We start from the raw sequence: 18,377 nt of genomic DNA on the forward strand, positions 1-18,377 counted from the left end.
GGCAGACCTGAACCTGGAGAGGGGACGAGATGAAGTTCTTCATCGACACCGCCGACGTCGAGGAGATCCGCAAGGCCCATGCGATGGGCGTGCTGGATGGAGTGACCACCAACCCGTCGCTGCTGGCCAAGGTGGGCCGCGGCCTGGAGGAGACCATCCGGGAGATCTGCTCCATCGTGGATGGACCCGTGAGCGCCGAGTGCGTCTCCGCCGACGCGCCCGAGCTCATCAAGGAGGGCAAGGGGCTCGCCAAGATTCATGACAACGTGGTGGTGAAGGTTCCCATGGGCGTGGAGGGCCTCAAGGCCGTCAAGGCGCTCACCGCCGAGGGGATCCGCACCAACGTGACGCTGTGCTTCTCCGCCAACCAGGCGCTGCTGGCCGCCAAGGCGGGGGCCACCTACATCTCGCCGTTCGTGGGCCGCCTGGACGACATCTCCCAGGACGGAATGGAGCTCATCGCCCACATCATCGAGATCTACCAGAACTACGACTTCACCACGCAGGTGCTGGTGGCGAGCGTGCGCAACCCGGTGCACGTGCTGCAGGCGGCGCGCATGGGAGCGGACGTGGCCACGCTGCCCTACAGCGTCATCGCCCAGCTGGCCCAGCACCCCCTCACCGACATCGGTATCAAGAAGTTCCTGTCCGACTGGGAGAAGGTTCCCAAGTCCGCCAAGCCGTAGGCCGTCGTCGCCCGGCAACGAAGAGGCCACCGCCCGTACTGGCGCGGTGGCCTCGTCGATTCAGCGCGGCGTGTGGCCGACTACTCGATGGCGCCGTCGATGGGGATCGCGAGCCCGATGTTGAGCACGGTGCAGGTGATGTACACCCTGTCCGTCTGACACGGGGTCACGTCCGTGGTGGAGGCGCCCTTGATCTGGAACTGTCCCGTGTAGCCGTAGCCCCAGTCGTAGAACAGCGTCCGCCAGTTGCACACCTTGACGGCCGGAGTGCAGTCCGAGCCATCCACGGGGTTGATCTTCCGGCGCTCGATGCCGAAGCCATAGCCGTCCTGGAGGCCGGAGATCAGCTGCGACACGCTCCCCTTGCTGGCGGTGTGGGAGATGTTGAAGCCGGTCGCGGCGGCCTGGGGACGGTTGAGGAACTCGTCGCCGAAATAGCCCTCGATGATGACATCCGTCCCCTTGGCGAGTCCGTTGCCGCAGCCGCCGGAGAAGGTCGTGTACACCGGCGGATAGCCGCCGGGGCGCCTCATGAGCAGCGAGTTCGAGGCTACCGGACGTCCGGTGTAGAGGATGAACGCCTCGCTCCAGATGCTGGTGTCCTTGTCCCAGACGCCGTTGGGCGGGTTCCACTTGCCGTCGGCGGGCGCCTCGTCGATGTAGATCTCACCCTCGTCCCGCACCCCGTTGTCGTTGCTGTCGACGTAGGGCTCGCCCTGGTCGATGAACTGCTCGTTCGCGTCGCGAATGCCGTTGCTGTTGTCGTCCGAGAAGTACTCCTCACCGCGCGTGTAGGCGATGATGGTCACCAGGCTGTCGCGCGGGTTGCGCTCGAGCTGGCCACTGAGGACCCGCGGCTCCTTGCTGCGCGAGAACGGGAACTGGGAGGGATTCGCCTCCAGCGGGGTGACATCCACCGGGAAGTTGGTACCGCCACGCGTCTTGAAGGTGACGGAGCCCTCGCCCTCGTTGATGTTGTTGCCGGTGGGGGAGTAGGGGGTGGTGTTGACCGAGGTGGTGATGTTGCCCGCCTCTGCCTTGAAGTTCACCGGCGTGCCGGTACCCACCGGGTTGTTGTACCGGTCCACCACCTTCACCTTGCAGCCGACATCGAAGGCGGCGGGGGGATCCGGGCTCACGTAGGCGGCGATGTTGACCAGGTTGCACTGGATGGACAGGCCGTTGTTGGTGGGCTTGGCGCCACGGATACCGATGGTGGGGCTGTCCACCTCGACCAGGCCCGGAATGGCCGTGGCGTGCACCACGATGGCGCCGATGGTGGGGCCGGCGGAGATCGTCGCGGTGACGTCACCCTGGGCGTTGGTGTAGCCGAAGGGCGTGACGGTGGTGTTCATCGGCGCGTTGGGGATGCTGAAGGTCACCTTCACTCCGACGGCCGGCCGGTTGGACGAGTCCTTCAGGTTGAAGGTGATCTGCGCCTGCTCGTTGAAGCCCGAGCCACGCACACCCATGATGGTGCAGGCCGTGCCGTTGCACAGGGTGGACTTGTGGGTGAGCTGCTGCACGGTGGTGACGTCCACCTGGATGGACTTCGCCTGACCCGAGGCCTCGTGCTTGGCCTGGATGCTGGCGGTGCCCGGGGAGCCCGTCTCCACGAAGCGCACCTGCGCGATGCCGTCGGAGGCGGTCGTCGCCGACAGCGACTGCACGGGCGTGGTGCCGCCATCGGTGGGCTGCAGACCGCCGATGGTGGTGTCGAACGCGATCGTCTCACCCGCCCAGACCGTGCCGTTGGTGCGCTTGAGGGTGGCGGTCACGATGGCGTAGTCACCGACGTTGTAGAAGATGGGGTTCTTGCTGACGGACAGGCTCACGCCCGGGCCACCATCTCCCGCGCCACCATCCGTGGGCGGGGGCTTGATGGGGCCACCGTCGGTGCCACCGTCCGGGGTGGTGGTGCCGCTGCCCACCGTGATCGTCACCTTGGAGGTGGCCTGGCCCCACTGGGCGTCGATGGCCACGCCGCCCCTGCAGCCCACGTCCTGGGCCTTCGGGCACTTGTAGGTGGTGGTGGCGCCACCGTTCTCCAGCGTCAGCGTGATGGTGCTCTGGTCGTTGTCGAAGACGCCGGCGGCGGCCGTCAGCTCCACGGAGCCCGTGCCCGGCTCGTCCTTGCCATCCGTGGCCGTTACGGTGAGCGTGGACGCCTGTCCCACGTCGTCGATGCGGGTGGGCCTGGCGGTCACGAGCAGCAGGGGCTCATTCTCCTCTTCGCCCCCGAAGATTCCCGGACAGGCGGTGATTCCCAGCACCAGCGCCAGGGCGCCAGTGAGTTTCAACAATCGATGCATGTAGATGACTCCCCTCGGACACGGGGTTGAACCGGCCCAGACCCCGGGTCTTGACGGCTGGCAGTATTCCGGTGCACGCGGTATTCGTCAAACCACAGACACATGGCACGAAGCCGGTGGGAAGCACCCTTTCAACCACCGTGTTTTTCTGCCGGATCACAGCCCGCGAGGACCCATGGACTTCCAGCTTTCCGAATCCCAGCGCGCCCTGCAGGAGATGGCGCGCAAGTTTTCTCGTGAAGTGATTCGCCCCAAGGCGGCCCACCACGACGAGACCTCGGAGTTCCCCCGGAGCATCATCGCCTCGGCCTGGGAGAACGGCCTGCTGAACATGGCCACCCCGGAGGCGTACGGCGGCTTGGGCCTGTCGCACGTGGACCAGCTGCTGGCCTACGAGGAGCTGGCCTGGGGGTGCGCGGGCATGGCCACCTCCATCACGGCCAATGACCTGGCCAACCTGCCCATCATCGTGGGCGCCAGCGAGGAGCAGAAGAAGCGGCTGCTCACGCCCTTCACCGAGAAGTTCAAGCTTTCCTCGTTCTGCCTCACCGAGCCGGAGGCCGGCTCGGACGTGGCGAACATGAGCACCACCGCGGTGCGCGACGGCGACCACTACGTGCTCAATGGCGCCAAGTGCTTCATCACCAACGGCGGCCACGCGGACCAGTACACGGTGTTCGCCACCGTGGACAAGGCGAAGAAGCACAAGGGGATTACCTGCTTCGTGGTGGAGGGCCGTCCCAAGGGCCTCACCGTGGGCAAGCACGAGAACAAGATGGGCCAGCGCGCCAGCGACACCGTGGCGCTCACCTTCGAGGACGTGCGCGTCCCGGTGGCCAACCGCATCGGCGAGGAGGGCGAGGGCTGGCGCATCGCCATGGAGACGCTGGACAACAGCCGTCCCATCACCGCCATCCTCTCGGTGGGCATCGCCCGCGCCGCGCTCGAGCACTCCCTGGACTACTCCGCTCAGCGCAAGACGTTCGGCAAGCCCATCCGTGAACACCAGGGCATCCAGTTCATGCTGGCCGACATGGCCATCAACATCCAGGCCGCGCGTCTGCTGTGTCACCAGAGCGCGTGGCTGCTGGACCAGGGCCAGCGCGCCAGCCTCCAGTCCTCCTACGCCAAGTGCTTCGCGGCCGACATGGCCATGAAGGTCACCACCGACGCCGTCCAGGTCTACGGCGGTTACGGCTACATCAAGGAGTACCCGGTGGAGAAGCTCATGCGCGACGCCAAGCTCATCCAGATCTACGAGGGCACCAGCCAGGTGCAGCGCCTCGTGATCGCGCGCGAGCTGTTCAAGTAGACAAGAAAAACTGTCCGCTCCTTGCGCTTCCCGGTTGCCGGAGCGGGGCGTTGATGCGTAAATCAACGCCCCGCGACGCGGCGCGTTGCGTCATGAAAACGCACCCGTCAGGTCATTTCTGGGAGTACCCGCTCTAAGGAGAAGGACGACCGTGAAGATCCTCGTCACCGCCAAGCGCGTGGAAGACCCCGAGTCCAAGATCAAGGTGAAGCCGGACGGCTCGGGCATCGTTCAGGAGGGGCTCAAGTACAAGATCAACCCCTTCGATGAGATTGGCGTCGAGGAGGGACTGCGTCTCGTGGCCAAGCATGGCGGCGAGGTGGTGGTCGTCTCCATCGGCGGCAAGGAAGTCCAGGAGCAGCTGCGGCACGCGCTGGCCATGGGCGCCCACCGCGCGGTGTGGGTGAACCACACGGGCGCGCTGGACCAGATGGGAGTGGCGGGGCTGCTGCAGAAGGTGGTGGAGAAGGAGAAGCCGGACCTGGTCGTGCTGGGCAAGCAGTCCATCGACGATGACCAGAACCAGGTGGGCCAGTACCTGGCCGAGTACCTGGGTTGGGGCCAGGCCACGTTCGCCTCCAAGGTGGAGTCGCTGGAGAGCGAGCAGGAGAAGAGCAAGGTGCCGGCGCTGCTGGTGGGCGCGGATGGCAAGAGCGTGCGCGTGGTGCGCGAGGTGGACAACGGCCTGACGACGCTCGAGTGCGCGCTGCCGGCGGTGGTCACCACGGACCTGCGCCTGAACCTGCCGCGCTACGCCAGCCTGCCGGGCATCATGAAGGCCAAGAGCAAGCCCATCGAGGAGCTGACGCCGGCGAAGCTGGGCGTGGACGTCACCCCGAAGGTGCAGGTGCTGAAGATGGCGGCGCCGCCGCCGCGCAAGGCGGGCATCAAGGTGCCGGACGTGGCGACGCTGGTGGACAAGCTGCGCAACGAGGCCAAGGTCGTCTGACGGGGCGTCGTTCCCCTTCTTCTTCGAGATTAGGAGCCGAACATGCCGATCGTTCTCATCGTTGCGGAGCAGCAGCCGGACGGGAACCTGCGCAAGGCGACCCTCAACGCCATTGGCGCGGGCAAGCAGCTCGCCGAGAAGGCGGGCGCGGAGCTGCACCTGGTGCTGCTCTCCAAGGATCCCTCCAAGGTCACCCAGGAGCTCGCGGGCCTGGGCGCCAAGGCGGTGCACACCGCCGCGGCCCCCGAGTTCGAGCACTACCTGGCCGAGACGTACGCCCCGGCCATCGCCGAGCTGGCCAGGTCCATTGGCGCCAACTACGTGGGCATGGCGTCCACCGCGCAGGGCAAGGATCTGCTGCCCCGCGTGGCCGCGCGCCTGCAGGCCGCCATGGCCACCGACGTCATGGGGTTCAACGGGAGTGGCGCGGACGTCACGTTCTCCCGGCCCATGTGGGCGGGCAACGTGTTCGCCGAGGTGAAGCTCACCACGCCGGTGAAGGTCTTCACCCTGCGCGCCACCGAGTTCCCCGCGGCCGCGGGTGGCCAGGGCGCCGCCGAGGTCAAGACCTTCTCCCCCAAGGTGGAGGCGGGCAAGACGAAGTTCGTCGACTTCAAGGAGGTCAAGAGCGCGCGGCCCGAGCTCACCGAGGCGCGCGTGGTGGTGTCCGGCGGTCGCGGCACCAAGGGCGACTTCAAGGAGATCGAAGCGCTGGCCGACGAGCTGGGTGCCGCGGTGGGCGCCTCGCGCGCGGTGTGCGACGCCGGCTGGGTGCCCAATGACCTGCAGGTGGGCCAGACGGGCAAGGTGGTCGCCCCGCAGCTCTACATCGCCGCGGGCATCAGCGGTGCCATCCAGCACCTGGCGGGCATGAAGAGCTCCAAGACGATCGTCGCCATCAACAAGGACCCCGAGGCCCCCATCTTCCAGGTGGCGGACTACGGGCTGGTGGAGGACCTCTTCAAGGTGCTGCCCGCGCTGCGCGAGGCCATCCACAAGGCCAAGGGCTAGGCACTGCCGGAGCAGCAGTCCCGGGAGGGGCGGTGGCGGGGAGACTCCTCGCGCCGCCCCTTCTCCGTTGCGGGCTCAGAGCTCGATGTCCTTCTCGTCTCCCTCGGGCTCCTGTTCCTCGGGCGGCGAGTCGCCGGGCTCCTCGTCCTCGGGCAGGGGCTCGACGTCCGGGAGCGAGTCGGGGAAGGGCACGGTGTCGGGTGGAGGCGCGGGTTCTCCGCCGAGCAGGTCGATGGTCGGGCGTCCCGGCACCTCCACCTGAAGCGTGGTGAACTTCCACTCGTCCCCGTTCTTGTAGGCCTCGACGAGGAGGGTGCCGTCGGCCTTGGGGCCCTTGAGGGGCACGGAGAAGTTGGCCGAGCCCTGGTCGTTCTGGGACTGGATGGAGCCCTGGAGCATCATCCCCGATTCGATGGGCTCGCCGAGCGTCTGGCGCACCTCGGGAGACTGCTTCGCCTGGGTGAGCGCCTCGACGAAGACGCCAGTGCCTCGGAGGGCCTGGTAGGTGAAGCCGAAGACGAGGGCGCCGAGGCAGCCGCAGGACAGCAGCAGCCCCAGGCACCCCGTGGGCACCACCCACTTCCAGTTGCGGCCCCACCAGCCCTGCCGGGGCGCCATCTCACTTTCTGGCATCGTGTTCATGGTTTCCCTGGTTCCTCCCGCCGCCTGCGAGGGTGGCGCGCCCCCGTCATAGCGGTTACCGCATGGTCGACAACAGGGCTTGCGGGCGAGCACGGTTCCTGGCCCGGGTATCGGGGAGGGGGTAGCATCCCACCCCGTTTCGCACGGGGCTGGGGGTCAAGGCCGGAGGAGGGAGGGCACACATGGAGGACGTGATGAGTGTGGTGCCGAACCTCCACCCGGACGCGGGCGTGCAGCGGGTGGGAGACCGGATGCTGGCGGTGGGGCCGGACGACACCCTGCACACGTTCGAGGACGAGGGCGGCGAGGTGTCCGAGGTGGCCGAGCGCATCCTGGAGCTGGTCGACGGACGGCGGACATTGGGCGACATCGTGGCGGCGCTGTGCGAGGAGTTCGAGGTGGAGCCCGAGGCGTGCCGTGAGGACACGGTCGCCTTCGTGAGGCTCCTGGTGGACAAGAAGGTGCTGGTGCTCGGGCTGTGAAGCCCGGTGTGGGGCCGGTTCCAGTACGTCGAGAGGCAGTCATGCGTCGAACGGGATGGCAGTGGCTTCTGGCGGTGTGTGCGCTGTGGACGGCGGGGTGTACGTGCGGCAAGCCGCCGGTGGAGTCCGAGCTGACGGTGGCCTTCGAGCGGCCGGTGGATGGTCAACGGCTGGCGCTGGGGGATGACGCGGACGTGGGCGCCGCGGGCTTCCAGTACGACGTGGTGGCGGTGGCGGCGGACTCGGCCGGGCGCGCGGTGACGCTGTCACAGGCGAAGCTGGAGGTGCTGTCGGCGGGCGAGTCGGTGTGGCGGGAGGGGCCGGCGGCGACCATCGAGGGCCAGCGGGTGCGCTTCCCCACGGTGACGCTGCCGGGGCGCACCAACGTGCTGCGGGTGACGGTGGAGGAGCAGGGCTCGAAGCGCACGGCCTCGCACGACCAGAGCGTGACGGTGGGCGCCGAGACGCGGACCCTGGACATCGTCATCCCCGCCGAGGGGCAGGTGCTGCGCGAGGTGGATGACGCGGACCCGCTGCTGCCGGGCTACCAGGTGGATTTCGAGCTGTGGGGCACGGGACTGCGGGGGGCCAGTGGCCTCATCTCGTGCGCGGGGGTGTGCGGCATCGCGCCAGTGCCCTTCACGGTGGGCGACAATGGCAAGGCCGTGGCGCGGGTGACGCTCTCCGAGCCGGTGCGCGAGGCGCAGCCCTCGCAGTGCGTGGCGGTGGTGAAGCTGCCCGGTGGGGACGTGACGTCTCCGGCGCGCGGCATGACGTTGGACACCGAGGGACCGCGGCTGGCCATCAGCTCGCCCGTGTCCGCGGTGGCCACCCGCACCTTCAAGGTGGAGGCGGTGGTGCGCTCGGTGGAGGATGGTGCCACGGCCACGCTGACGCGAGAGGGAGCCGCGGCGCTGACGACCACGGTCCGCGCGGGGCAGGCCCTCTTCCCGGAGGTCACCGTTCCCGGTGACGGCCGGCACGACTTCCAGCTCAGCGTCACGGACTTGGGTGGCAACGTGACCGGCAAGCCCCTCTCCGTCGTGGTGGCGAGCACCGCGCCCGCCCCCGTGCTGAGGGTGCCGGCCACCGTCGACACCTTCGTCGCCGGTCAGCCCGCCCAGGCCGAGGCGGTGGTGAAGGTGGACGACCAGCCGGTGGGCACGGAGGTGGAGCTGTGGACGACGGTGTCGGGCCGGCTCGGCCAGCCGCAGCGTGCGCGGACGGTGGATGGCAGCGGGGAGGGCCGGGTGGCGCGCTTCACCCTGTCGCTCGCCGAGGGCGCCAACACGGTGAAGGCCTGCGTGCGCAACGCGGCCGGCATCCAGGTGTGCACGCTCGCCACGACGCAGGTGCGCACGGGCCGTCCCAACTGCCGCATCGTCGAGCCCTCGCCGGGCGACGTGCTGCCCGCGGGCGGCAAGCCGGTGGCGGTGCGGGTGGAGGCGCTCGGTAACAACGGACCGGTGAGTCTCTCCGCGCAGCGCACCGGGGCCTCGGAGAATGCCTCGGGGACGGCGTCGGGTGGTGCGGCCTCCCTGTCCGTGAACCTGTCCGGGGACGGCGCCTGGAGTCTGGTGGCCTCGTGCGCCGGGGGCGGCGTCAGCCAGGCCGTCACCGTGTCCCGTGACACCACGCCTCCCGCGCTCGCCGTCACCGTGCGCGACGCACCCGGGGGCCGCGTCGAGCCTTCCTTCATCGACACCTCTTCGCTGCCCGGCACCCAGGTGGTGCTCGACGCGGTGACGGAGCCCTTCGCGCAGGTGCTCGTCCAGGGCTGCGGGTTGCAGGGCACCCTCCTGGCGAGCGCGGACGAGCAGGGTCGTGCCTCGCTTCGCGACGTCGGTGTTCCCACCAGCGGCACCTGCTCCTTCTCCGCGCGAGCGGTGGACCTCGCTGGCAACGAGTCCTCGGTGTCCGTGCCCGTCGTCTCGGCCTTCGTGGCCTCTTCCCTGAAGTTCGAATCGCCGGATCCCTCCCAGACGTTGGGAACGGCCGATGGCACGCCGGTGGGCGAGGGCAACCTCCTGGTGGCGCTGAAGCTGGGCTTCTCCGCTGGGGCCCAGGGACAGCTGAAGCTCTACCGTGACACCACCGAGGTGGGTGGGGTCCCCGTGGAGGTGGTGGACACGGGGAAGACCTTGTCGGGGGTGCAGCTCGCCGATGGCGTGAACGTGCTTCGCGCGGTGCTGGTGAACAACGCGGGCGCCGGGGCGTGCGCGAGCGCGCTGTACACCGTGGACACCACGCCGGGCGACATCGTCCTCAGCGCGCCGGGTGCCTCCAGCAACTACAACCTGCAGTCGGATCGCGACCCGCTCACTCCCGGCATCCAGCACCCCCTGAGCTACACGCTCAATGGTGCCTCCGCGACGGCCACGGTGGACGTGTGCACCAGTGTCGCGCTCACCACGGCGGCGGCGCCGTGCCGGGACGGGAGCGGCTGGTTCACCCTGGCGGCGGGGATTCCGGCCTACACCAACCTGTTCTCCTATCCGGACGGAAGGTACTCGCTGAAGGTGGTGCTCGACGACGGTGGCACCGTCCGTGAGTCCGCTCCCGTGTCGCTGGTGGTGGACAGCGTGCGCCCGGAGGTGACCGCGCTCGAGCTCGTGGGCGATGCCAACGGGGACCGGATGGTGAATGCGACCGAGTGGCCCTCGGGTGCCCCGGTCCTGCGCGTGTCCACCACCGGGCTGGCGGCCGGTCTGCCGATCCAGGTCCGCGACGCCACGAACAACACCCTCTATGGCAATGCCGTGTCCGCGGGCGCGGTGACCGACGTGACGCTCGGTTCGTTGCCGCCCCTCGAGGAGGCGGATTACTCGCTGGTGGTGGTCGTCACGGACGCCGCGGGCAACGCGAACCGGACGGTGGCCGCCGTGCCGCCCAATCCGTTGGACCCGGTCAATGCCGCGGCACTGATGTCCTTCCGGCTGGATCGGGTGGTGCCCCAGCTCAACCCCACCTCACCGGGCAGAGCCACGCTCGGACCGGCGGATGACGCGGCTCCGGCCACGGCGGGCTTCCAGCTCCGGGCCAGCGCTCAGACAAGCGCCGATGTCGGGCCCGGTGGTGTCTCCCTGCGCCTGGACCCCGCGGGCACCGTGGTGACGAAGACCCCGGAGGGGCGCTCGGTGTCCCACGACTTCACGGTGGAGGCGACGGGCACCCGCAGCTACACGCTCGTCTTCACCGCCCAGGACAAGGCGGGCAACCTGGGCGCGCCGGTGAGCGTGCCGGTGACGGTGGACCTGGAGGCCCCGGTGCTCACGCTGGTCAGTCCTACCTCCGGCTCCACCCTGAGCTCTCCGCTGGCGACGGTGCGGGTGGAGGTCGAGGGCGGCGAGGGGCTCATCGTGAGTGTCTTCTCCGTACGAGGAGGCTCGGAGGAACTGGTGGGCTCCTTCCCGGTGGTCAACGGAGTGGCGCAGGGCACCGTGAACCTTCCCGAAGGCACGCAGGACGTGACGGTGAGGACCGCGGACGCCGCGGGCAACAGCGTCTCGGCGAGTGCGCAAGGGGTGACGGTGCCGCACGTCGGCTGTGACGTCTCGCTCACCTCTCCCGCGGGGACTCCGGTCACCTTCAACCAGACGGATGATGGGAACGCGGGCCAGGCGGGCCTGCAGTACACGCTGCGCGGGCGCACCACCCGCTGCGCGGGCCAGACCGTGTGGCTCTACAAGGAGGGCACCACGCTGGGCTCCACGCTGGCGGATCCGGGCACCGGGGACTTCTCCTTCGACGTGTCGCTGCCCGACGGCGAGCAGTCCCGGCTGACGGTGGAGATGGTCGACTCGGCGTCGAGCCGGACGAGCGACTTCGTCGACTACACGGTGGACGTCACCCCGCCCGCCTTCAGCACCGTCACTCCCGCCCAGAAGACGTTGACCTTCGTGTCCGCCTCCAACGTGAACCTGCCGGGCTCCGGCTACGTGCAGGACCTCACGCCGGGCGGTGACGCGGAAGCGGAGTTCCGGGCGACGGTGACGGGCGCCACCGGGGGCCGCCTGCGCATCCTCTACAAGGGCACCACGGAGCTCGCGTCGTTGTCGATCTCCCAGAGCCCCGAGTCGCTGACGATTCCCCTCGTCCTGCCGCACGGCACCAACGGGCCGCTGGAACTGAGGCTGCGCGATACGGCCCTCAACGAGACGGTGTACGCCATCGACGTCACCGTGGACGTTCGGCCTCCGGCCCAGGTGGCCTTCACCGCGAACATCCCCGCGGGTGGGGCACGCAAGGCCTGGGTGGACCTGACGTGGCCTCGGAGCGGTGATGATGACGCCACGGGCACGCCGGTGGGTTACGACCTGCGCTGGACCACCGACACGCTGCTGCCGACGGGCATCCCGGACGAGGCCACCTATTACAGCTCCCAGGTGCGGCGGGAGACCGGCGCGTTGCTGCCCGCGCAGACCACGTCCTACCGGCTCACCCTGCCTCCGCTGGCGAAGTACTTCATCGAGGTCCGGGCCCTCGATGAGGTGGGCAACGTCTCGCCCTTCCGGACCATCCCGGTCTTCGACAATGCTCCGAACAAGGTCCTCACCAACCCCACGGCGAGGTCCGGGTTCTTCGGCCTCGTCATGGCCAGCGGTGACCTGAACGGCGATGGCAAGGATGAGCTGGTGACGGGGGATTCCAGGGCCAGCTATGTCGTGGGCAGCACGACCACCACGAACGTGGGCGCGGTCCACATCTACTCCGATGCCCTCTCCGGCAACGAGACGCCCCTGACGCTGTGGCCTTCCACACCCACCGTGGCGACCCAGACCTTCGGGACCGAGGTGGCGGTCGGCAACGTGGGCGACGCCTCCGGGGAAGGGCGGCCGGATCTGCTGGTGGGCTCGCCGAACTGGACCAGCACGCGAGGCCGGGCCTTCCTCTACTTCGGCCGCACGGGCCAGCCGGTGGATCCGACTCCCATCGAGTTCCGGGGCCAGGCCAGCGGGACGAGCTTTGGCGCCGCCGCCCGCATCATCGCGGACCTCAACGGGGATGGATTGTCCGAGGTGCTCCTCAGCGCCGACGGGGAGAACGGTGGGAAGGGCAGGGTCTATCTGTTCTTCGGGCGCACCCGGGCGAACTGGGTGGCGGCCGCGACCGGAAACGAGAGCGGCGTGGCCTTCGTGCCCGTGGACAAGGCGGACCGCATCATCGAAGGGGATACGAGCCTCACGGTGAACACCAACACCTACTTCGGCCGGCGCCGGGGGCAGGCGAACGTGGGAGACCTCGATGGCGATGGCAAGCCGGAGCTCTCGATCTCCGCGCCCTACGACAAGATCAACACCCTCTACATCTATCCCGGGAGCGTCCTGATGGCCCGCGGCGGCGCGACCGTGGCGGAGCGGACGCTGACGGTCGCGGACGTGCTCCAGCGCCTCTCCTACGGACCGGTCAGCACGGGCGGTCTGAATGGCTTCGGCGTGGACGTGGTGGCGCGGGTGAACTTCGCGAGTGGACCCGCCAGGGACCTGGTCGTCAGCCAGCCCGAGTCGAACACCCTTCGCGTCTTCCCGGACGGTGGGGCGTCGGGGTTCGTCCAGCCCGAGTGGTCCATCACCGTGGCGAATGACCCCAGCATCACGGTCAAGCGCTTCTTTGGCTACACGCTGGCCTCGGCGGACATCAACCAGGATGGGTTGCCGGACCTCGTGACCGGCGAATCCATGACCACCAGCGCCTCGGCCTGGATCCTCTACAACCGGGGGGGCACCGGGGCTCCGTTCGATCCCGTGGCGGGTGAAGGTGTCGCACAGTCCCGCTTCAAGGGAGTCAAGGCACTCGGGGCCGGTGTTGTGACAGGAGACTTCAACGGGGATGGTGTGCCGGACGTGGCGGCGGGCGATCCCTTTGACACCCCGGGTCGGATTACCGTGTGGTATTGAGAGACCTCGTCCATGCGGCCGGAACCGAAGCAGCCACTTCCCAAGAAGCCCTATCGTCCTCCCCGGGTGAGGTCCGAGCGCATCATCGTGCCGGACCTGTTCCAGCCGACGAACTGCGACCCCTTCGGTGACCCGCGCCCCGAGTGCCTGTAGGTCCGGAGCATGGCGCGGGTGTGTTTCGGCCGATGGGTGTGCGAGGTCGAGGACGCGCTCCTCGACGCGGCCCGCCCCCGGTGCGGTTACGAGCCCTTCCTCGTGGAGGAGGGGCGGCCACGGCTGAGGCTTTGGCGGCGGGCTGACCTGGGCGAGGGGGCCCGGCCCTTCCAGCCGGGACAGCCCTCGCTCGGCGCCGTTCAAGTGGAGGAGGAGGGGCTGGGGACGGATGCGCCCCTGGAGCTCCTCTCGGCGGAGCTCGCGCTGCGAGCGCTCTTCCAGCTCGCCATCCTGCGCCAGGGAGGTCTCTGCCTGCATGCCGCTGGCGTGGCCTTCGGTGAGGCGGCGGTGGTGGCCCTGGGTCCCAGTGGAGCGGGTAAGTCCACCCTCTCGCGGCTTTGCGTCCAATCGGGCCGGGCCGGGCTGCTCTCGGACGAGGTGGTGGCGCTGCTGCCGGACGGCCTCGTGTGCGGCAGTCCCTTCCGCTCGGAGCCGGACCTGCCGGCCTCGCGCGCCGAGGCTCGCCTGCACGCCTTCCTGTTGCTGGAGAAGGGGCCGGCCGAATCGTTGTCCCCGGTGCGCCCGGCGGCCCTGGTGGCGCCGCTGCTCGGACAGGTGTTCCAAGGGGAGGGAGTCACGGGGCTGAGCCTCGGAGCCGGGACGCTGCCGAGGTTGGGTGGCCTGATGGCGCCGGCTCCGGGTTTCCGCCTGATGTTCCGCAAGGACCCGGCCGTGGCGGGCTTCCTTGACGAGTGGGTGCATGGCCTCTCGCCGTCCCGAAGCTGAGTGGGTGGCCTTCCTCGAGGCGAGCTCCCCGGGGACGCGCCTCTGGGTGCGTGGGGCGGGGCGGAGCATGTACCCGCTGCTGCGCGGTGGTGATGCCATCCAGGTGGAGCGCTGCTCGGATGTCTCCAGGATGCGGCCCGGGGACATCGCGCTCGTCCGGGTGAAGGAACGGGGACTCGCGGCCCACGTGGTGTCCTCCGTGGCTCCGCTGAGTACGCGGTCCTTCCTCGGGCGCCTGGACGAGGGCCCCGTGCATTTGCTGGGACGGGTGGTCGCGGTACGACGCTTGGGGCTTCGCCTGCCGGTGGGGGGACGGCTCGCGCCGCTGTTGCTGATCGTCCACCGGGCGAGTGCTCGCGCGGCGGGCAGCCCTCACCTTCGCCGGAGCGTCCAGGTGTTGCGGCGCATCACCTCTTCTCCGGCCACGCGCGAGATGCGGCGGCGGTGGCTCGGTCCCATCGAGGTGCGGCCCCTCGGCCCGGAGGACGCCGAGGCGCTGCTGCTCTACGCGGGGCATGCCCTGCGGGGGCCCACGGCTTTCCTGGGCGATGCGCTGCGGGAGCGCTGGTCCCTGGAGGACGGAGCGGTGGGAGCCTTCACCGCCCGAGGACGGATGGTGGGTTTCGCGGCTCGGGAAGGGGAGTGGTTGCGTTACCTCCACGTGACGGAGGAAGCGCGGCGGCTCGGAGTGGGAACGCGGCTGCTCGGGGTGCTGCTGGAAGGTGCCGCCTCCCGACGAAGTGTCCTGGTGCTGCGCGCGGCGGTGCGGGAAGAGGAGGTGGCCTGCCGGGAGTTCATGGCTGGCGCTGGCTTCCTCGAGGTGCCTGGAGGGCACGGGGCGGAGCGCCGGAGCCCGCCGTGGAGTCCATCCGGAGGTACCTGGCGGGAGCTCGTGCGCCCCCTGGGGGATGAAGCCACCCCCCCATTGCGTCGGCCCGAAGGGTAGGCCAAAAGCACGGGGCATCCTTCCTCCTTCATGAGAACGATTCTCGCCCCGTGAGCAGCCCCTCTTCCTCTCCGACGAACGACACCTCCCGCTTCCGGGCGGACGGGGCCCTGCTCCTCATCACCGCTTTCTGGGGCACCACCTTCGTGGTGGTGAAGGGAGCGCTCGGCCATGGGGATCCGTACTCCTTCCTCACGCTGCGCTTCACGCTCGGTGCGCTGGCGCTCACGGCTGTCGCCCGGCGCCAGATGCTCGTCCCCCAGACGCTGCGCCGGGGGCTGTTGCTGGGGGTGTTCCTCTTCCTCGGCTTCGTGCTGCAGACGGTGGGGCTGGTGTCCACCACGCCCTCGCGCTCGGCCTTCATCACCGGGCTGTACGTGGTCTTCGTCCCGCTGCTGGGACTGGCCCTCTTCCGGAGGATGCCGCGCGTCACCTCGTGGGTGGGCGTGGTGCTGGCGGCGGTGGGCCTGCGCTATCTCACCGGCGCGGACGTGGGCGAGGGGGGGTTGTCCTCGGGTGACTGGCTGACGCTGGGCTGCGCGGTGGCCTACGCCCTCCACATCCTCCTCACCGAGCGCTACGCGCCGAAGTCGGGAGTGGTGCCGCTCGTGGCCGTGCAGTTGTGGGTGGTGGCCGTGCTGTCCGCGCTCTGCCTGCCCTTCACCGAGACACGGGTGGAGTGGGCGCCCATCTTCATCGTGGCGGTGGCCTTCTGTGGCCTCATCGCCAGCGCGATGGCCCTGTGCGTGCAGACGTGGGCGCAGGCGCGCACCACCGCCGTGCGCGTGGCGCTCATCTGCTCCATGGAGCCCGTCTTCACGGCGGTGTACTCGGTGGGGCTCGGCTACGAGATGCTCGGCGTGCGCGAGTGGGTGGGCGGTGGCCTCATCGTGTCGGGCGTGCTGGTGGCCGAGCTGGGAGGCCATCTGCTCGGCCGCCTGCGCGCGCGCGGGGCCGCCGAGCAGCTCCCAGACGTGTAGCACGGGCCCGCTCCTCCGCCTGCCCGACGCTCGGGTTCGCGGAGCGGTGGACGAGAAGGCGCACGAGCCGCGGGGACACGCTATACCCGACGACTCCCATGAGCGTCGAGCTGCGAAGGAACGGACTGCACCTGGCTGGGACGCCGCTGGCGCTGGATGCCACGCGCAAGTCCCCGCTGTCCTTCGTCAGCCACGCGCACTCGGACCACATCGCCCGGCACGAGCGCACCATCGCCACCGCCGCCACCCTGCGCCTCATGGCGCACCGGCTGGGCACGCTCAGCGCGCCGCTGCCGGCCCCCTACGGCCGACCCTTCGCGCTGGGCTCGCTGACGCTGGAGCTGCTGCCCGCGGGCCACGTGCTCGGCAGTGCCCAGCTGCGCGTCACCCGCGAGGACGGCCGGCGCATCGTCTACACGGGCGACATCAACCTCGCGCCCTCGCTCACGGCCGAGCCCGCCCAGGTGGCCGAGTGCGACACGCTCATCATCGAGTCCACCTTCGGGCACCCGCGCTACGTCTTCCCGCCGAGGGAGGAGGTGCTGGGGCAGGTGGAGTCCTGGGTGCGCCGGCACCAGGAGCGCGGCGCGGTGCCGGTGCTGCTGGCCTACGCGCTGGGCAAGAGCCAGGAGGCGATGAAGTACCTGTCGGACCGGGGCTTCCCGCTGGTGGCCCACGCCTCCATCTACGAGGTGACGAAGCTGTACGGGGAGCTCGGTGTCCCCATCGAGCCGCTGCGCCGCTTCGACGGGCGCGTGGAGCCGGGCGAGGTGCTCTTCTTCCCGCCGCACCAGGCGCGGGGTGGGGCCCTGGCACCGCTCTGGCCGCGCGCCACCGCCGTCCTCACGGGCTGGGCGGTGGACGGGCCGGGGGCCACGCGACGCTATGGCGCGGACGTGGCCTTCCCGCTGTCGGACCATGCCGACAGCCCGTCGCTGGTGCGCTACGTGAAGGCCACGGGAGCCCGCGACGTCATCACCCTGCACGGCTTCGCCGAGGAGCTGGCCGAGGTGCTGCGCGGGGAGGGCCTGGATGCGCGGGCGCTCGGGCAGCCCAAGCAGCTGGCGCTCCTGTGAGCCTTCGAAAAGACGACCGGGGACACGGCGCGAGCCGTGTCCCCGGTCGGGAGTCCCACCTGAAGGGGGGTAAACAGGGGGACGCGTCCTGGATTACTGCGCCGAGGCCGAGGTGAGGATGAAGGCCTGCGTCTGGTCCTGGCCGGAGGCGATGGTGACGGGGGCCGGCACGGACGGGTTGGTGGTGAAGCTCACGCCCGCGGGGGCCACGAAGTTGATCTTGTAGTTGCCGGGGACGAGGAACTTGAAGCTGGCCTCGAACACGCCGTCGCCGTTGGCGTCCGTCAGGGCGAGCTCCTCGGCGGCGGGGGCGGCGGCGCCGTCGGCGTCGGCCTCGGCGGTGAGCGTGGCCCTGAACTGGCCGAGCGTCACGGCCTGCTCATTGATGACGGGCAGGGTCACCTCGGCGCCCTTGGCCAGGGTCACGTTCACGCTGCCGCTGAAGGTGATGTCCGCGCCCTTGATGACCGGCTTCATCACCCACTTGTCGCCCTGGCCGCGCTCCTTGCCGAAGCTCTGCGCCACGTCGAAGTCCACGAGGATGACCTTCTGCTCGCCGGAGATCTCCACGTCGCCGTCGAACTTCACCTTCAGGCCGGAGGAGCTGAAGCTGGGCGTCTGCAGCTTGCCGGCGACCTTGGCGCCCTCGGGCAGACCCGCGTAGTTGTCCTCGGTGGCGTAGATGAGCGTGCTGCCGTCGGCCTGCTCCACCTCGATATAGGCGCCGGAGATGACGAAGCGCAGCTCGGAGTAGTTGCCGGCCGGGACCACCGCGTCCTTCACGATGTCCTTCGTGTCGTTGGCCAGGGAGATCAGGTTGGTGGTCGTCGCCTCGTCGCTGAGCACCACCTTGCCATCCGCGCCCTGGAGGTAGACCTCCGAGATGGTGACGACGGCCTTCTTGAAGTCGCCGGGGGCGTCGGTCAGCTTGATGGTGACCTGGCTGTCGCCGCCGCAGCCGGTGAGCAGGCCGAAGGTGAGCGCGAACAGGCTGAGCGTCAGAAGCTGGATGCGTTTCATGGAGGGTGCTCCGGGGTTTGGAAGGAGGGCTTCATGAGCCCGTGGGCTCATGCCACTCCCCCAAAGCACTCCCCGTGCCGCGCTCCAACCCCTTGAAATCAGGCCCGCCGGGCTGTCGAACGCCC

Annotated in this window: 14 protein-coding genes; 11 read left to right on the plus strand and 3 right to left on the minus strand. The window is 69.4% G+C overall.

Going from position 1 to position 18,377, the window contains the following annotated elements; translation table 11 throughout:
* The first annotated feature begins 29 nt into the window (after positions 1–29).
* Positions 30–686, plus strand: a complete 657-nt coding sequence (gene fsa, locus JRI60_RS10575) for a fructose-6-phosphate aldolase (RefSeq protein WP_204225719.1) — start codon at positions 30–32, stop codon at positions 684–686.
* A gap of 80 nt (positions 687–766) precedes the next feature.
* On the opposite strand, the gene JRI60_RS10580 is transcribed toward fsa, so the two are convergent.
* Positions 767–2,998 carry a hypothetical protein gene (locus tag JRI60_RS10580; RefSeq protein WP_204225720.1) on the minus strand — a complete coding sequence of 744 codons (2,232 nt, stop codon included), beginning with the start codon at positions 2,996–2,998 and terminating at the stop codon, positions 767–769.
* 175 nt (positions 2,999–3,173) lie between these two features.
* Between JRI60_RS10580 and JRI60_RS10585 the strand changes: the two genes are divergently transcribed.
* The 3 genes from JRI60_RS10585 (at position 3,174) to JRI60_RS10595 (ending at position 6,270) form a co-directional block, all read left to right on the plus strand.
* Complete coding sequence (locus JRI60_RS10585; protein ID WP_204225721.1) at positions 3,174–4,310, plus strand: acyl-CoA dehydrogenase family protein; 1,137 nt, start codon at positions 3,174–3,176, stop codon at positions 4,308–4,310.
* A 151-nt stretch (positions 4,311–4,461) separates the two neighbouring features.
* On the plus strand, positions 4,462–5,259 hold the full coding sequence (locus JRI60_RS10590) for an electron transfer flavoprotein subunit beta/FixA family protein (RefSeq protein WP_204225722.1): 798 nt from the start codon (positions 4,462–4,464) through the stop codon (positions 5,257–5,259).
* A gap of 42 nt (positions 5,260–5,301) precedes the next feature.
* Positions 5,302–6,270 (plus strand): electron transfer flavoprotein subunit alpha/FixB family protein, encoded by a 969-nt coding sequence (locus JRI60_RS10595; RefSeq protein ID WP_204225723.1) that lies wholly within the window; start codon positions 5,302–5,304, stop codon positions 6,268–6,270.
* A gap of 75 nt (positions 6,271–6,345) precedes the next feature.
* Here JRI60_RS10595 and JRI60_RS10600 read toward each other — a convergent pair whose 3' ends face one another.
* On the minus strand, positions 6,346–6,903 hold the full coding sequence (locus tag JRI60_RS10600; protein ID WP_204225724.1) for a cytochrome c oxidase assembly factor Coa1 family protein: 558 nt from the start codon (positions 6,901–6,903) through the stop codon (positions 6,346–6,348).
* A gap of 191 nt (positions 6,904–7,094) precedes the next feature.
* On the opposite strand from JRI60_RS10600, the gene JRI60_RS10605 reads away from it, so the two are divergent.
* The 7 genes from JRI60_RS10605 to JRI60_RS10635 all read left to right on the plus strand — a co-directional run bounded on the left by JRI60_RS10605 (position 7,095) and on the right by JRI60_RS10635 (position 17,232).
* Positions 7,095–7,394, plus strand: coding sequence for a PqqD family protein (locus JRI60_RS10605; RefSeq protein ID WP_204225725.1), 300 nt, complete (start codon positions 7,095–7,097; stop codon positions 7,392–7,394).
* Between the two features lie 41 nt (positions 7,395–7,435).
* A complete protein-coding gene (locus JRI60_RS54445) occupies positions 7,436–13,291 on the plus strand; it encodes an FG-GAP-like repeat-containing protein (RefSeq protein ID WP_204225726.1) in 5,856 nt (1,951 codons plus the stop codon).
* 12 nt (positions 13,292–13,303) lie between these two features.
* Positions 13,304–13,444 (plus strand): hypothetical protein, encoded by a 141-nt coding sequence (locus tag JRI60_RS10615; protein ID WP_204225727.1) that lies wholly within the window; start codon positions 13,304–13,306, stop codon positions 13,442–13,444.
* Positions 13,445–13,453: 9 nt separating this feature from the next.
* Positions 13,454–14,230 (plus strand): potassium transporter TrkH, encoded by a 777-nt coding sequence (locus JRI60_RS10620; RefSeq protein ID WP_204225728.1) that lies wholly within the window; start codon positions 13,454–13,456, stop codon positions 14,228–14,230.
* Positions 14,205–15,176: an N-acetyltransferase gene (locus tag JRI60_RS10625; protein ID WP_204225729.1), complete on the plus strand. Its 972-nt coding sequence runs from the start codon at positions 14,205–14,207 to the stop codon at positions 15,174–15,176. The genes JRI60_RS10620 and JRI60_RS10625 overlap by 26 nt, the downstream gene beginning before the upstream one ends.
* Positions 15,177–15,226: 50 nt before the next feature.
* Positions 15,227–16,156 carry a DMT family transporter gene (locus tag JRI60_RS10630; RefSeq protein ID WP_204225730.1) on the plus strand — a complete coding sequence of 310 codons (930 nt, stop codon included), beginning with the start codon at positions 15,227–15,229 and terminating at the stop codon, positions 16,154–16,156.
* Between the two features lie 98 nt (positions 16,157–16,254).
* Positions 16,255–17,232, plus strand: a complete 978-nt coding sequence (locus tag JRI60_RS10635; RefSeq protein ID WP_204225731.1) for an MBL fold metallo-hydrolase — start codon at positions 16,255–16,257, stop codon at positions 17,230–17,232.
* Positions 17,233–17,325: 93 nt separating this feature from the next.
* On the opposite strand, the gene JRI60_RS10640 is transcribed toward JRI60_RS10635, so the two are convergent.
* Complete coding sequence (locus JRI60_RS10640) at positions 17,326–18,252, minus strand: DUF4382 domain-containing protein (protein WP_204225732.1); 927 nt, start codon at positions 18,250–18,252, stop codon at positions 17,326–17,328.
* Positions 18,253–18,377 lie beyond the last annotated feature (125 nt).

This window comes from Archangium violaceum (assembly GCF_016887565.1).
Classification (GTDB): Bacteria; Myxococcota; Myxococcia; order Myxococcales; family Myxococcaceae; genus Archangium; species Archangium violaceum_B.